The sequence below is a fragment of the Burkholderia sp. HI2761 genome (assembly GCF_002223355.1).
Classification (GTDB): domain Bacteria; phylum Pseudomonadota; class Gammaproteobacteria; order Burkholderiales; family Burkholderiaceae; genus Burkholderia.
In genome coordinates this window covers 2,162,218-2,176,625 of the sequence record NZ_NKFN01000007.1, presented here as the reverse complement: position 1 = coordinate 2,176,625, position 14,408 = coordinate 2,162,218, and the positions used below count along the sequence as shown (strand labels likewise).

At 66.3% G+C, this 14,408-nt stretch carries 14 protein-coding genes; 7 read left to right on the top strand and 7 right to left on the bottom strand.

Annotated elements, in window-relative coordinates; genetic code table 11:
- Window positions 1-104: 104 nt before the first annotated feature.
- Complete coding sequence (locus CFB46_RS27465) at window positions 105-959, bottom strand: helix-turn-helix domain-containing protein (protein ID WP_027780902.1); 855 nt, start codon at window positions 957-959, stop codon at window positions 105-107.
- Between the two features lie 487 nt (window positions 960-1,446).
- On the opposite strand from CFB46_RS27465, the gene CFB46_RS27460 reads away from it, so the two are divergent.
- From CFB46_RS27460 to CFB46_RS27440, 4 genes are all read left to right on the top strand, one after another.
- Complete coding sequence (locus tag CFB46_RS27460) at window positions 1,447-1,656, top strand: hypothetical protein (RefSeq protein WP_027780901.1); 210 nt, start codon at window positions 1,447-1,449, stop codon at window positions 1,654-1,656.
- Between the two features lie 168 nt (window positions 1,657-1,824).
- Window positions 1,825-2,100: a hypothetical protein gene (locus tag CFB46_RS27455; RefSeq protein ID WP_027780900.1), complete on the top strand. Its 276-nt coding sequence runs from the start codon at window positions 1,825-1,827 to the stop codon at window positions 2,098-2,100.
- 630 nt (window positions 2,101-2,730) lie between these two features.
- Complete coding sequence (locus tag CFB46_RS27445; RefSeq protein WP_089501919.1) at window positions 2,731-4,065, top strand: NAD(P)/FAD-dependent oxidoreductase; 1,335 nt, start codon at window positions 2,731-2,733, stop codon at window positions 4,063-4,065.
- 61 nt (window positions 4,066-4,126) lie between these two features.
- Entirely contained in the window at window positions 4,127-5,221 is a 1,095-nt protein-coding gene (locus tag CFB46_RS27440; RefSeq protein WP_027780897.1) for a potassium channel family protein, read from the top strand.
- A 102-nt stretch (window positions 5,222-5,323) separates the two neighbouring features.
- Here CFB46_RS27440 and CFB46_RS27435 read toward each other — a convergent pair whose 3' ends face one another.
- Window positions 5,324-5,902, bottom strand: a complete 579-nt coding sequence (locus CFB46_RS27435; protein ID WP_227789521.1) for a TetR/AcrR family transcriptional regulator — start codon at window positions 5,900-5,902, stop codon at window positions 5,324-5,326.
- Between the two features lie 337 nt (window positions 5,903-6,239).
- Between CFB46_RS27435 and CFB46_RS27430 the strand changes: the two genes are divergently transcribed.
- On the top strand, window positions 6,240-6,644 hold the full coding sequence (locus tag CFB46_RS27430; RefSeq protein WP_306427321.1) for an H-NS histone family protein: 405 nt from the start codon (window positions 6,240-6,242) through the stop codon (window positions 6,642-6,644).
- Window positions 6,645-6,944: 300 nt separating this feature from the next.
- Here CFB46_RS27430 and CFB46_RS27425 read toward each other — a convergent pair whose 3' ends face one another.
- The 3 genes from CFB46_RS27425 to CFB46_RS27415 all read right to left on the bottom strand — a co-directional run bounded on the left by CFB46_RS27425 (window position 6,945) and on the right by CFB46_RS27415 (window position 9,202).
- Window positions 6,945-7,703 carry an SDR family oxidoreductase gene (locus CFB46_RS27425; protein WP_089501917.1) on the bottom strand — a complete coding sequence of 253 codons (759 nt, stop codon included), beginning with the start codon at window positions 7,701-7,703 and terminating at the stop codon, window positions 6,945-6,947.
- 149 nt (window positions 7,704-7,852) lie between these two features.
- Entirely contained in the window at window positions 7,853-8,209 is a 357-nt protein-coding gene (locus CFB46_RS27420; RefSeq protein WP_143751674.1) for a hypothetical protein, read from the bottom strand.
- 48 nt (window positions 8,210-8,257) lie between these two features.
- Complete coding sequence (locus CFB46_RS27415; RefSeq protein WP_089501915.1) at window positions 8,258-9,202, bottom strand: LysR family transcriptional regulator; 945 nt, start codon at window positions 9,200-9,202, stop codon at window positions 8,258-8,260.
- Between the two features lie 166 nt (window positions 9,203-9,368).
- Here CFB46_RS27415 and CFB46_RS27410 point away from each other — a divergent pair, with 166 nt between their 5' ends.
- Window positions 9,369-10,583, top strand: a complete 1,215-nt coding sequence (locus CFB46_RS27410; RefSeq protein ID WP_089501914.1) for an FAD-dependent oxidoreductase — start codon at window positions 9,369-9,371, stop codon at window positions 10,581-10,583.
- Window positions 10,584-10,724: 141 nt separating this feature from the next.
- On the opposite strand, the gene CFB46_RS27405 is transcribed toward CFB46_RS27410, so the two are convergent.
- Together CFB46_RS27405 and CFB46_RS27400 are read right to left on the bottom strand one after the other, a co-directional pair.
- Window positions 10,725-11,663, bottom strand: coding sequence for an alpha/beta hydrolase (locus CFB46_RS27405; protein WP_027780891.1), 939 nt, complete (start codon window positions 11,661-11,663; stop codon window positions 10,725-10,727).
- 61 nt (window positions 11,664-11,724) lie between these two features.
- Entirely contained in the window at window positions 11,725-12,822 is a 1,098-nt protein-coding gene (locus tag CFB46_RS27400) for an OpgC domain-containing protein (protein WP_089502380.1), read from the bottom strand.
- Between the two features lie 385 nt (window positions 12,823-13,207).
- Here CFB46_RS27400 and CFB46_RS27395 point away from each other — a divergent pair, with 385 nt between their 5' ends.
- Window positions 13,208-14,362 carry a porin gene (locus tag CFB46_RS27395; protein WP_089501913.1) on the top strand — a complete coding sequence of 385 codons (1,155 nt, stop codon included), beginning with the start codon at window positions 13,208-13,210 and terminating at the stop codon, window positions 14,360-14,362.
- The last annotated feature ends 46 nt before the right edge of the window (window positions 14,363-14,408 follow it).

The window sequence follows — 14,408 nt, the reverse complement described above, 5'->3', positions numbered from 1 at the left end:
GATGCCGGCGTGCGCGTGAACGGGTGCGGCTATTGTACTGAGGAACCGGCCCATGGCCGCGGCGCGTGCGTTGGCCGTTCGACGGGCGGCCGGCCCGTCGGACGTCAGCCGCGCGCGAGGCGCTTGGCGAGATCGGCGCTGAGGATCGCCATGCGCGCGGGTTTTTCGTAGCACACCACGTCGAACGCGCGGATCACTTCGCTGATGTCGGCTTCGCTCGCGCGGCCGGTGAGCAGGTCGCCCGTCAACACGAAAATCGGCGCGCCCGGGTTGTCGGACGTGCGCACGGCCTTGATCGCGGTCGCGGCCGTCCCGTCGTCGAACAGCCATTCGGTCAGGACCGCGTCGAAGGCCTGGCCCTGCAGCGCGTCGACGAAGGCCGCGAGCCCGTCGAACGCGGCCGTCGCGAAACCCTGCCGTTCGAGATAGCGGCACAGCTCGGTCGCGCTGACGCGATCGGGGTCGATCACCGCGACGACGAGCTTGTCGCTCTCCGCGCGGCGCGGATAGATCTCGATCTTGTGCACGTCGTACGCGTTCTGGTACAGCACGCCGGTATGGCGCAGCACGCGCCAGCGGCCGTTCTGTTCGTACGCGACGAACTCGGGGCGCGCACCGGCTTCGAGCGGCGCGCCGATCCATGCGGTGCACGGAATCTCGGCGACGCCCGCATACAGGACGGCTTCCTGCGAATAGGCGCCGACCATGCCGGGGTCGAGCGTTTGCGCGCCGAACAGCTGGGCGGCGGGTTCGCCGTACGCTTCGGCGACTTTCTTGATCTGCGCGAGCGTCCAGGGGCTGCTGCCGCGCAGTTTGCGGTGGCCTTGCGAGAAACTCAGATCGAGGATGCGGCACAGCTCGGTGGTCTGCTGGCGCTTGCCGATGCCGTTGCGGGTCATCAGCTCGCGCACGCGCTCGGCAACCGCGAGGGAATCCGTGGTGATTGCTTCAGTGGTCATGCTACGGGGACGGATCGTGACGTTCAGAACGACGCCTTGCGGCAGTCTCGGCGGACAGTCTTCATGACGTCCAATGGCGAGCCGACCGGCCACGCACGGAAAAGATAACTTTACCGCAAAATGGTCGTCATTCAGTGTGGTGAAAGGTGCGTTTGTGTGAAAGGTGTGTCATGAAGTTACGCCCGGCCTGCCGCGGCGCGTATGCGCGACGGTGCGTTCGACACCTTCCGGTCTGCATTTCGATGGGCTCGGATGCGATTCCATACGAGACGGCAAGTAATCGCCGCATGATGCACCAACGCGGGGCGTGTACTCGCTCGGCCCGACGTATTCAACTCATTTTTACAGGATATCGCGCAGCGGACGGTCGAGGCCCTCGTCGGACGATCGATCGATAGTTTCCTCTAGTGAAACCGACGTGGGTACATTTTCGAGGCCCGCGCAGCCGCATGCTACGATTTTGCCGTCTCAAAAAAGTGTTGAACCGATGCAGAAGAAATTCTTGATGCGCGGATACGAAATGAACTGCGAGCCGCGCGTGACGGAGGCCGGCAAATACGCCGCGCAGGTCGAGGTCACGAAAGTGGGTTTCAGCCGTGAGGCTGCGTTCCGCAAGCTGGGTGAATTCGAGACCGAAGCCGAAGCGGTCGCATACGCGAGACAATTCTCCGAAGAATGGCTGAGCCGCTATGCGTAGTGCAGGGCATGCCCGTGCAATGCGGGCGTCGGGTCGGCCGGCGGTGCGGCGCCCCGAACGACGGGAAATTGCTGCCTGAATATTGCGAATACGTCCGGAAATTTGTAGATTGACGACTCCTGTTGTGAGGTATCGACCGTCCGAAGGCGACGCAATCGGAGACTGCGAATGTCCACTTTGTGCATGCAGACCGTCGTTCACGGCAAAACTGTCCAGATCGTGCTGTCGCCCGAGCAGCGCACGGCCAGGATCGACATCATCGATGACGAAGGCGGCAGCTATCCGCCCCGCACGATGAGCATCGAGCGGTACGTCAACGCGGGCATGGCCGACGACGAAATCGCGCGGCATGTTCTCGAAGTCGTCACGATGTCGATCGAGCAGCTTGCGAGGCTGCAGCCGTTCGATCGCGCGGCAGGCACGCAAACGCGCTATTCGCACTGAGGGCGCCGGCGTAGCGGCGGCCTCCCGCGCAGACCGCGAAGTCCTGGGCCGAATGGCCGCGTGGTTTATCGAGCGCTCGACATGTCGCCGTCGACGCCATCGAGCCGGCACGCATCGAGTGCGCGTTCGCACTACGTCGGCATGTACATGAACGGCTCGCCGTCGTCTCGCTCGACGGACGACAGCCGCCGAAGCTGACCCAGCGCGAACGGCTCCGGCATCGATCGGGCATCGTCCGTCATTACATTTGCAGTCCTGATCGATAAAAATCCGGATGGGCGAGGGGGCATCGTGTCGGGCATCGCTCCCGTCGGCGCAGCAGTTCGCGTTACGCTCGGCGAGCTTGCATTGTCGAATGGCATTTCCGCGACCGCGTTGGGTGTCGGCGAGCCGGCATCGGCCGACAATTCCACCGCTGCCGGTATCGACGCGCAAGCGACGGCAACCGTCGGTACAACATGCGGCCGCGGCGCCGTGGCATCGTCAGGCCGCGCCACCGCGGTCGGCGTCGATGCGATGACGGACCCCGAAGGGATGGCCGAATGACGGTCTTCTGAAATTTATCGCTTCATGTGACGACGTTGCCGCGATAAGCTTTGCCGGTCATGCATCGATACCCGACAAAAAACAATGACCACCACCTATCCGCTGCACGACGCATTGAGCCACGCCGATACGGCGTTTCCGCTTGACGCCGACGTCGTCGTCGCCGGCGCCGGCATCATGGGCTGCGCGGCCGCTTACTACCTCGGCCTGCGCGGCCTGAAAGCCGTCGTGCTCGACAAGTCGCGCATCGCCGGCCAGCAATCGACGCGCGCGTGGGGCTTCGTGCGACAGCAGGGGCGCGAATCGGCCGAAGTGCCGCTGATGATGGCCGGCATGCGAATCTGGGAAGGCCTGGAGCAGGCGCTCGGCTTCGATCTCGAATGGCGGCAGGGCGGCTGCCTCTACATGGCGGACAACGAAGACGACTGGGCCTCGTTCCAGGGGTGGCTCGCTGTCGCGCGCGAGCACGGGCTCGACACGCGCACGCTGACGCGCGCACAGATCGACGAGCGCGTGAGCGGGCTGTCGGCGCACGCGCGTACCCTCGGCGGCCTGTATACGGCAACCGACGGGCAGGCCGAGCCGCGTCGCGTGGCCGCCGCATTCGCGGCGCGCGCGACCGAGGCCGGCGCGCGTTTCTTCGAAGGATGCGGTGTGACCGCGATCGAGACGGCCGGCGGCGCGGTCGTCGGCGTCGTGACCGAACGCGGCACGATCCGCACGCGTCGCGTGATCTGCGCGGCCGGCGCGACCAGTTTCCGGCTGCTCGACGGCGTCGGCATCCGGCTGCCGCAGCAGGCCGTGCGCGGTACCTGCATGCGCACCAACGTGGTCCCGCCGGTGTCCGCTGCGACGGTGTGGGGCCATGGTCTCGGCATTCGGCAGCGCAAGAACGGCGCGATCAATCTCGCCGACGACATGCAGGTCGACGTCGATATGACGCTCGGCCATCTGCGCGGATTGAGCCTCTTCTGGCCGGAATTCTGGTCGCAGCGCGACAAGTTCCGGCTGCACCTCAATGCGTCCGCATGGCGCGACGTGCTCGCACGCATCAACGGCGCGACCGGGCCGATCGAGCCGCGCGATCCGCAGCCCCAGCCGAATCGCGCGCATGCGCCGCGCGCGCTCGCGAAGCTCAAGGCGATCTTTCCCGCGCTGAAGGATGCGCAGATCGTCGAGGCATGGGCCGGCCTGATCGACGTGTTGCCCGACGGCATTCCGGTGATCGATGCGCCCGGCACGCCGGCGGGGCTCGCGATCGCGACGGGGTTCTGCGGGCACGGTTTCGCGATGGGGCCGATCGTCGGCCGGCTGCTCGCCGAATGGGTCGACACGGGAGCGCCGTCGCTCGACCTGTCGGCGTTTCGCGCGCAGCGTTTCGTCGACGGGACGATGGTGCGGCCGCGCAGCATGCTGTGACCGGCCGGGCGCACGCGTTCCCGTCGTAGAATCGAGCCCGCATCCTTCAGGAGACTTCCCGTTGGCAACGCCATCCGATCAGCGCCGCTCGTTGCGCTTGCGTCTGCGTCGCGCCCGCAATCCGTGGCAGGCGCCGCGCGCACGCACGCTGTTCACGCGCCCCGCGACGTCGCCGCAGCGCACGCTGCTGTTCCGTCTCGGCGCGGTCGTGCTGTTGTGCACGCTTGCGTTCGTCGTGCTGTATCTCGATCGCGACGGCCTGCGCGATTCGACCAAGAGCACGCCGATGACCGTGGCCGATCTCGTGTACTTCACGATGGTCACGGTCGCGACGGTCGGCTACGGCGATATCGTGCCCGTCACGGCGCGGGCGCGCCTGCTCGATGCATTCTTCATCGTGCCGATCCGCATCGGCATCTGGTTCATTTTCCTGGGCACGGCGTATCAGTTCGTGATCCAGCGCGTCGTCGAGGAATTCCGCATGAAACGCCTGCAGAAGCAACTGTCCGATCACATCGTCGTGTGCGGTTACGGCCTGTCGGGGTCGATCGCGGTGCGCGAGTTGCTGGAGAGCGGCGTCGATCCGGCCACGATCATCGTGATCGATTCGCAACAGCAGGCCCTCGAGGCGGCGACGTCGCTCGGCGTGACGGGATTGCTCGGCGATCCGGCGCATGAGGATCTGCTGCAGCAGGCGCAGGTGCGCGCGGCGAAGGCCGTGATCATTTCGGTGACCGACGATCCCACCGCGATCCTGCTGACGCTGTCGGTGCGCAGCATCGCGCCCGATACGAAGATCGTCGTGCGGATCCAGGAGAATCTGTACCAGCGGCAACTGCGGCAGGCCGGCGCGGACGTGATCGTGTCGTCGACGAAGATCGGCGCGCTGTTGCTGGCGGATGCGGTCCATAGCCGCTACATCGTGCCGTTCGTGAACGACATGCTGTCGACGCGCGGTCGCGCGACGCTGATCGAGCGCGAGGCGCTGCCGCACGAGATCGGCTGCATGACCAATGTCGTGCCGGGCGCGATCGTGGTCGGGCTCGACCGCTGCGGGAAGATCCAGTCGTTTTACGAGGATCCGCCGTGCCGGATCGAGGCGGGCGATACGCTGGTGGTGATTCAGTCGTCGCGGATTCCGGATGCGGATGCCTGACGGAGCGCGATAGACTCACGTCAGCGGGGTGCGAACTGGACGACTCGCGATCCGGCTCCGTCGCGGAGCCCGTCATCCCGTCGTTGCCCGCAACCTCGCAGGTCAACGCACGGGCGTCGCCGCGGCCAGCATGCTGCGCAGGAACACCATGATCATGTGCCCGATCGGCACCTCGGACAAAACCGACTGCTGCAGTGACAAGCCTTGCGAGAGCCCCATGAACGACACGGCCAGGACGGTCGGCGATTCGGGCGGCACTTTCTTCAGCCTCGCGAAAATCTGTTCGATGCAATAGGCCAGGCCGTCACGGTGGGTGTCCAGCAACGCCTGCGACGCCGTTGCAAAAGCGGGATTGCGGCGCCCCTGAAGCTTGAACTCGACACCCAGCACCGACCATTCGGGTTCGGCATCGACCGTCTTCGACCAGACTTCCAGCGCATTCAATATGTCTTCCCCGGACGCGGACGGGTCGCTCAGCGCCCGGGCGATGTCGGCCACTTGCGTCTTCGAGCGCTCCTGCATCAGCTCGACGAACAACGCCTCCTTGCTGGCGAAATTCGAATAGAACGCGCCCTGCGTGTAGCCGGCCTCGGCCGCGATATCCCTGAGCGACGTGGCGCCGAAACCCCGGTCGACAAACAGCCGCTTCGCCGCGGCAAGCAAATGTGCACGGGTCTGCAATCGACTTTCTTCGCGGCTCAGCCGGGGGGGGAGGGGCGCCATGTTCATGGCGGGAAGGATATCAGTTGATATTTGAGATGGATACCATTACGATCTCATTTCATATATCACTTGATATATGAAATGCAGGGCCCGATTGTGTGCCGGGATGTTCGCAGTGGGGCTTGCCTCGGGCGGACGATCGTTTCGGCAGGACGCGTCTGCCTGTTTGCAGCATCGGGGTATTTGCCGCGGCGCGGTGCTTCGCTTCGCAGATTCGCCAACTGCGCGCGTCCTGTGATCCGGCGCGCAGAGGTGCGTCGCATGCCGATCAAGTGAGTATCGCCATGGCGGGGCGTTGCAAGTCAATCTATTAGTCATGCGAATCATATTGATTTTCATGCAAATGCGGGGCAGGAAGCAGAAGATGAACGCGAGCAAGACCTATGCGCAGCTCGTTGCCGAGCTGGACGAACTGGACGAGGAAATCGAGCGCGCACGCGCGCGCGAACGCATCGATGCGATCGCGAAGGTTCACTCGCTGATGGACACCTATGCGATCAAGCATCGCGACCTGGTCGGCCGCAACGGCCGCCGAGGCTCGTATGTCGTGAAAGAGCTGCCGGCGCGGTATCGCGACCCGGAGAGCGGAAAGGAATGGAGCGGGCGCGGCAATGCGCCGCTCTGGATCAGGGGCAAGGATCGCCGTCGGTTCGTCATATGCAAGCCCCCGTCCACTGGCAAGAAAACCAAGGCAAGCTGATGGAGCATGACGGGATCGCCACCCGGCGACCGACACGTACGACCGGGCGAAGGCGCATGGCGTCGACGCGACACGCCGGCTGTCCGATCCGGACGAAACGGGCGCCGCACACTGTCAGGCCGACGATCCGAGGCTCGGACAGGCGTTCATCTGCGACTGGCTGGCGGCGCGGCTGGGCATCGACCAGCGCGAAGCCCGACAGCGCACGCCGGCATTGACCTGAACGACGGGGCGCGTTGACCTCCGGGAGGCGGCCGGCTGTCGCGGGCGACGTCTCCCGGAGCGGGCCGCCGCTCGTGTTTATCCGCGCCCGACGAACGGCATCGCAGTCGCCATGATCGTCATGTTGAGGATGTTCGTATCGAGCGGCAGATTCGCCATCTGGACGATCGCATTCGCGACATGCGTGACGTCCATCCGCGCCTCGGGCGCCAGGCTGCCGTCCGCTTGCGGGACGCCTTGCGTCATCCGTTCCGTGAGCGACGTCGCGGCATTGCCGATGTCGATCTGGCCGCACGCGATGTTGTACCGGCGGCCGTCGAGCGCCAGCGACTTCGTGATCCCGGTTACCGCGTGCTTGGTGGCCGTGTAAGCGATCGTATCGGGGCGCGGGGCGTGCGCCGAGATCGAGCCGTTGTTGATGATCCGGCCGCCCTGCGGCGTCTGCGTCTTCATCAGCCGCCACGCGGCCCGCGCACACAGAAAGACGCCGGTCAGGTTCGTTGCGACGACGCTGTTCCACACGTCGAGTTCGTATTCGTCGAGGGAAACGACCGGGGCATTGCGGCCGGCATTGTTGAACAGGACATCGATCCGGCCGAACTGCTGCGCGATCCGCGCGAATGCTTGGTCGACCGAGGCTTCGTCGGTGACGTCGGCGGGAAACACCTGCGCATCGCCGCCGGCGGCGCGGATTGTGTCCTGCGTTGCGCATAACGATGCCTCCGTGCGCCCGAGCAGCGCGACGGTGAAACCGGCCTGCGCGAGCGCGATGGCCGCGGCGCGACCGATGCCGGAGCCGGCGCCCGTGACGGCGGCGAATTTCTTCGAGACGGACATGGCTTGATTCCCTGCAGGTTGAGTGACGGGGAGGTGGCCGACGGTCGATGCCGTCGCCACTCCGGCAATGTAGTCGAAACGCACGGCCAGCCTTGATGCGGAGCCGCGAAGCGCGATTGACCGCGCGACACGCTCTCGCGATCGGTCGACTATACCGCCGTGTCGTTTGGCGCGCCCGGCAGCAAATCGATCCGGCTTCGCGTCAGGCATTGTGGCCAGGTCGCCGCCACGCCGTTGTGCGCGACGATGACGAAGTTCGTGAATGCGCGATCGGAAACGAACATTTGCCCTTTGCCGATGTGCTGGCCGATAAAGGCGATGGCGGGTTCGATCGGCAGAAAATCGCCGATCTTGCGACGAACGTGGATCACGACGTCCGCGGAACCGATCGTCGACAGCATCTTCCAGAGAATGTCGCGATCGACGCTGCCAGTCGACAGCAGATGGATCCATTCGCATTTGACCAGATCCACGTCGGGACGATGTTTGAGATAGAGCGCATGCACGCGTCTGGGATTCATTGACTCGGTCTCCGTGACGGACGATTGCCGTGATCATTTCCGCCGCGCGGGTGCGGCCTTTCGCGTTCGCGCGCCGGTTTCCGCGAACAACTCGACCACGACATTGCGCAGCCACCGGTTCCCTTCGTCCTGATTGACCCGCGCATGCCAAAGCATGTGGATCGGTGCACCGGGCAGCGTGACGGGCAGCGCACGCCAGCCGAGCGAGAACGGCGCGGCGAGCTGTAGCGCGAGATGCTCGGGCACCGTCGCGATCAGGTCGGTGCGCTGCAGGATGTAGCCCACGCTCATGAAATGCGGCACCGTCAGCCGCACCTGGCGCTTCACGCGGCGCCGCGCCAGCCATTCGTCCACTTGCCCGTGTCCGGTGCCGGCCGACACCACGACCAGATGTTCGGCGTCGCGCCATGCGTCGACCGTCAGCGGCGCCCCCTCGAGCGGGTGCCCGCGTCGGAACAGGCACACATAGCGTTGATCGAACAGCCGGCGCTGATAGAAACCGCCCTTCAGTTGCGGCAGCAGGCCGATCGCGAGATCGACGCGGCCGTCGGCCATTTCGTCGCCGAGGTTGATGCTCGTGTTGCGGACGGTGTTGAGCGCGATGCCCGGCGCCGCATCCGACAGATGTTCGAGCAGCGCGGGCAGGAAGACGACTTCGCCGATATCGGTCATGCCGATGGTCAGCGTGCGCGTGGCGAGCCGCGGATCGAAGCCCCTCTCGGGATTGAGCGCGGCGTGCAGCGTCGCGAGCGCTTGCGACACGGGTTCGGCGAGACGCAGCGCGAACGGCGTCGGCACCACGCCGCCGGGCCCGCGCACGAACAGCGGATCGCCGAGCCGGCGGCGCAGCTTGGCGAGCGCATTGCTGACGCCCGGCTGGCTCATGTTCATCTGCTCGGCGACGCTCGACACGCGCCGTTCCTGCATCAGCCGCTGGAAAAGCAGCAGCAGGTTGAGGTCGATATCGCTCAGTTCCATCGGTTTCGCGTGGCCCGGTTCATTGCATTCGGTGATGAAGCAGATTCATTTCATTTTATTGCGGGATAAAAGTCCACTCCTGAAAATACCGATACGGCGCATGCATTCGACATGATCGCCGCGCAAGCCGCGCATCTCATCCACGAATATCGGAGACACCTTCATCATGCAGACGAACCTGACGATTGCGATCGTCGGCGCCGGCATCGGCGGCCTGACCCTCGCGCTCGCATTGCGCGAGCACGGCATCGACGCGCAGCTCTACGAGCAGACCACCGCGTTGCGCGAAGTCGGCGCGGCCGTCGCGCTGTCGGCCAATGCGACGCGCTTCTACGAACGCATGGGCTTGCGCGCGGCCTTCGACGCGGTATGTGCGGACATCCCGGGCCTCGTCTATCGCGACGGGCGCAGCGGCGCGGTGATCGGCCATCATCGCGGCGAACCCGACTATCGCCGGCAATTCGGCGGCGCGTACTGGGGCGTGCATCGCGCGGATCTGCAGGCCGTGCTGTCGACGGCGGTCGGCGCCGACTGCATTCATCTCGGTCATCGTCTGGTCGACCTCGCGCAACACGCCGATCGTGTGACGCTGTCGTTCGATAACGGCACGCAGGTCGACGCGGATCTCGTGATCGGAGCGGACGGCGCGCGTTCGATCACGCGACGCTGGATGCTCGGCTACGACGATGCGCTGTATTCGGGCTGCTCGGGCTTTCGCGGCGTGGTGCCGGCCGCGCGCATGAACCTGCTGCCCGACCCCGACACGATTCAGTTCTGGATCGGGCCGCACGGGCATCTGCTGCACTATCCGATCGGCGACGGCGGCGACCAGAATTTCCTGCTGGTCGAGCGGCATCCTTCACCGTGGCCGTCGCGCGACTGGGTCATGCCGTCGGAAGAGGGCGAGCAATTGCGCGTGTTCCGGGACTGGCATCCGGCGGTGGTGCAGATGATCACCGCCGTGCCGATCAGCCAGCGCTGGGGGCTGTTCCATCGTCCGCCGCTCGGCCGCTGGAGCCGCGGGCGCGTGACCTTGATCGGCGACGCCGCGCACGCGCTGGTGCCGCACCACGGGCAGGGCGCGAATCAGTCGATCGAGGATGCGGTGGTATTGGCCGCGCAGTTGGCGAAGGCCGGGCCGGGCAACTGGCGCGAAGCGCAGGAAGCATACGAGCGCCTGCGTCGCGGCCGGACGCGCAAGGTGCAATACGCGTCGATCTCGGCGGCCGACGTGCTGCACCTGCCCGACGGGCCGGCCGCACAGGCGCGCAACGCGCGTCTTGCCGGGCGCGACAGCGTGCTGCATCACCTGGACTGGATTCACGATTTCGACGCGCTTGCCGAGGAGCCCAGCGAACGGCAGGGCGGCACGTGGCTTTGAATCGACCGGACTGGACCGGGGCGGCCGGGCATCGCGCATGCTTCGCGGCGTGAAGTCAGTCCGCCGGCTCCGTGCGTCCCTGCCGAAAGGCTAGTTCCCTCCGGGAGAGGGGCGCAATCGCGAGCCCGATCAGATCGACCGCTACTTCACGCACTCCAGCGCATACTTCAACCCCTGCCCGAGCAACCCGCGCCAGACGTCCCACGTATGCCCGCCGTCGACGATGCGCAGCTCGGCCGGGTTCTGCGCACGGCGAAGATGCGTGTACAGCACGCTCGATTCCGCCTGGATCGTCAGGTCGTCGTCGCCGGCTGCAATGAACATCGGCACGCGCCAGTTGCGCGCGAAATAGCCGCGCAGCAGCGCCGGGTAGTTCAGCTCGTGCCACACGCGCGAATCGAACTGCCGGTCGCCGAACACGCCGACGTAGCGCGCGGCGGAATTGAGCGGCGGCTCGTTCGCATAGATCGCGGGGCTCAGCAGCATCGCGCCGCAGAACAGGCCCGGCTCGAGCAGCGAGAAGCGCAGTGCGCCGAAGCCGCCCATCGACACGCCGCCGATCGCACGGCCCGCGCGCTGGTTCGACACCGCGAAGTGCGCTTCGACCTCGGGCAGCAGGTCGTTGAGGAACGCGCTCTGCATCTTCTCCTTGCGATCGACGTACCAGTCGGTGCCGCCCTGCGGCATCACGATCACGACGGGCGGGATGTCGTGGCGCTCGATCAGCGTGTCGGCGGTGGCCTGCAGCCGGCCTTGCGTGACCCAGTCGTTCGCGTTGCCCGCATTGCCGTGCAGCAGGTACATCACCGGGTAGCGGGCGCCTTCCGGGTTGTAGCCGGGCGGCAGGTAGACCGTGTACGACCAGTCGCGCTTCAGCGATGCCGACCGGAACGTGCGCAGCACGACGCTGCTGCCCGGATTGACGGATGGCTCCTGCGCGGCCGACGGCGTCGTCGCGGTCTGGACGGCCGGCGGCGCGGGCGATACCGCGGGAGCAGGCGCTGCCGGCGGCGTGGCATGGGCGGTGGCGACGGAGCCGGCGATCAGGGCGAGGGCGAACGGAAGGGCGAGTCGGCGCATGGCGAATCGTTTCAGGAGAGGCGCCGGCTATCGTAGCAGCGGCGCATGACGGCGCGGCGCGTCATTGCCGCGAACGGAACGGCAGCCGCGCGACGAGCGGCCCGTAGAGTTTGGCGACGAGATACAGCAGCCCGATCGCGACGGCGTCGGCGGTCAGGCCCAGCGGCACGTCGAGATAGCCTTCGGTCGCCTGGTAGAGCAGCGAATCGACCGCGAGCGAGATGCCGGTGCCCGCAACGAAGCACAGCAGCCCCTGCCGGCCGATCGTGCCGATCCATGGCATGGCGTGCGCGACCTTCTTCATCCAGCCGAGGTGCACGAGCTTGGCGGCGAGCCACGCGATCGCGAGGAAGTTCACGAGCCGCAGCGCGCCGAGGTTCTGCTTGATCGACGGATCGGTGGGGAACGGCTCGATGCGCAGCCGGTAGTACGCGCCGGCCGCGACGACCGCGAGCGACGCGGCCGTCAGCAGCCACCCCTGCGGCCGGGGCGCGAGCGTCTGGTAGACGGGCTGGCAGCGCGCGATCACGCCGAGCACGAACAGGAACTGCCACGCGAACGGATTGAAATCCCACGGCGCGCCTTCGACGGTCGGCAAAAAGTGCGCGACGTGCGGCGCCGCGTACCATAGCGAGCCGCTGAACGCGAGCATCAGCCACGGCTGCGTGCGCGCGAGCGGCAGCGCGAGCGGGACGAGCAGCGCGAAGAACGCGTACATCGGCAGCACCGATGCAAGGTACGGCTGGCGGCGGAACAGCAGGATGTCGCGCAGCGCGGCGAGCGGCTTGTGCAGCAGCCCGTCGAGATCGTTGGTCGGCATGTTCGGGCCGTCGATCGCGAACGCGTTCAGCGCGGCGGTGATCAGCAGCATCAGGCCGGCCGTCACGAGGAACGCGCGGTAGATCTCGAACGCACGCCGGATGAAACGCTGGCGCGCGGCGGCCTCGTCGTGCCGCTCGGCGAGCGAGTTGTACGCAATGGCGGTCGCGAAGCCGCCGAGGAACACGAATACCTCGGCCGCGTCGCACAGCGCGTACGCGTGCAGCGTGACGCGCGACAGGATGCTGCCGCCGATGTGGTCGACGACGATGACGAGCAGCACGAGGCCGCGGAAGAAATCGAGCTCGGCGTAGCGGCCGGCCCGGCCGGCCGCGGTCATCGGCGCGCCTTCCGGCGCGGGCCGCGGGCACGGCCGGCACGCGCCGCGCATGAATCGGGGTGAAGCATGACTTCGTGAAGAAATGGCGAACGGATGCGCATTGTGCCACCGATGCGACGCCTACCGGGTTTACGCGGATGGCGGGCCGGCCGGCCGCTGCCGATAAGCCCGCTCAGGCGGTCCGCGCAACCGGGCAGTTGGACGAGCGCAACGCTTTGCGCGCGACGATCAGCACCCGATGGACGGACGGTTTGCGTCGTGACACCATTTTGTCCTCACGCGGCCGCACACCGCGTCGTCCGCCCTGCGGGCCATCCATACACAGAACAGATCAAACATTTGCCGGGCGTTCGGCCCGCCCGGCCCTCGGCTCCGGAGAACCGTCATGAAGAAGCACGTCATTTTTGCCGCCGCGTTCGCTGCGTTCGCCGCGCCGGCCTTCGCCGAGAACAGCGTGACGCTGTACGGCGTGATCGACGAAGGCTTCAATTACACGAACAACGTCAACGTCAATGGGGTCGGAAAGACGAATTACCAGCTCGCGAGCGGTTACGCGCAGGGTAGCCGGTGGGGCCTGAAGGGCAGCGAGGATCTCGGCGGCGGGCTGAAGGCGATCTTCACACTGGAAAACGGCTTCGACGTGAACAACGGCCGGCTCGGCCAGGGTGGCCGCATGTTCGGCCGTCAGGCGTTCGTCGGGCTTTCCGAGTCGCGCTTCGGCACGCTGACGCTCGGCCGCCAGTACGATTCCGTCGTCGACTATCTCGCGCCGCTGACCGCGAACGGCAACTGGGGCGGCACGCTGTTCTCGCACCCGTTCGACAACGACAACACGGACAACTCGTTCCGCGTCAACAACACGGTCAAGTACGCGAGCCCCGACTGGAACGGCCTGACGTTCGGCGGCACGTACAGCTTCAGCAACGGCACGGGCTTCTCGAACAACCGCCAGTACAGCATCGGCGCGCAGTATTCGCTGGCCGGGCTGCAGGTCGCGGCCGCATACCTGCAGGCGAACAACCCGGGCGTCGGCAGCGCGGGCGCGATCGCGGCCGACGACGCGAACTTCGTCGCCGATCGGCTGCGCATCTTCGGCGGCGGCGTCAACTACACGTTCGGCCCGGCCACGGTCGGCATCGTCTATACGAAGACCGACGTGAAGAATCCCGTGTCGACGGTCTACCTGCCGGCGTCGACGTTCGCCGGCCTCGGGCTGACCGCGACGAAGTTCCAGAACTTCGAGATCAACGGCAAGTACCAGCTCACGTCCGATTTCTACCTCGGCGCGCAGTACGTATACACGGACGGCAAGTACGATGCCGCGGCCGGCTCGTTCAAGCCGAAGTACCACACGGTCGGCCTGATGGCCGACTACAGCCTGTCGAAGCGCACCGACGTCTACCTGCAGGGCGCGTGGCAGAAGGTGGGCGGCGACAAGACGGGCACGGCAGCCGACGGCGGCTATGTCGTCGGGACGGACGGCCCGTCGGCATCGTCGAACCAGTTCGCGGTGCGCGCCGCGATCCGCCACAAGTTCTGAACGCGCGCCGGCGCCGGCGCCAGGACGAAAGGCCCCGGCACGGCCG

Bases quoted from the DNA above. Each gene is read 5' to 3' on its own strand.
- CFB46_RS27405 (WP_027780891.1), bottom strand. From the start codon at position 11,663: ATGCGCCGACTCGCCCTTCCGTTCGCCCTCGCCCTGATCGCCGGCTCC.
- CFB46_RS27445 (WP_089501919.1), top strand. From the start codon at position 2,731: ATGACCACCACCTATCCGCTGCACGACGCATTGAGCCACGCCGATACG.
- CFB46_RS27455 (WP_027780900.1), top strand. From the start codon at position 1,825: ATGTCCACTTTGTGCATGCAGACCGTCGTTCACGGCAAAACTGTCCAG.
- CFB46_RS27415 (WP_089501915.1), bottom strand. From the start codon at position 9,202: ATGGAACTGAGCGATATCGACCTCAACCTGCTGCTGCTTTTCCAGCGG.
- CFB46_RS27425 (WP_089501917.1), bottom strand. From the start codon at position 7,703: ATGTCCGTCTCGAAGAAATTCGCCGCCGTCACGGGCGCCGGCTCCGGC.
- CFB46_RS27465 (WP_027780902.1), bottom strand. From the start codon at position 959: ATGACCACTGAAGCAATCACCACGGATTCCCTCGCGGTTGCCGAGCGC.
- CFB46_RS27460 (WP_027780901.1), top strand. From the start codon at position 1,447: ATGCAGAAGAAATTCTTGATGCGCGGATACGAAATGAACTGCGAGCCG.
- CFB46_RS27395 (WP_089501913.1), top strand. From the start codon at position 13,208: ATGAAGAAGCACGTCATTTTTGCCGCCGCGTTCGCTGCGTTCGCCGCG.
- CFB46_RS27400 (WP_089502380.1), bottom strand. From the start codon at position 12,822: ATGACCGCGGCCGGCCGGGCCGGCCGCTACGCCGAGCTCGATTTCTTC.
- CFB46_RS27410 (WP_089501914.1), top strand. From the start codon at position 9,369: ATGCAGACGAACCTGACGATTGCGATCGTCGGCGCCGGCATCGGCGGC.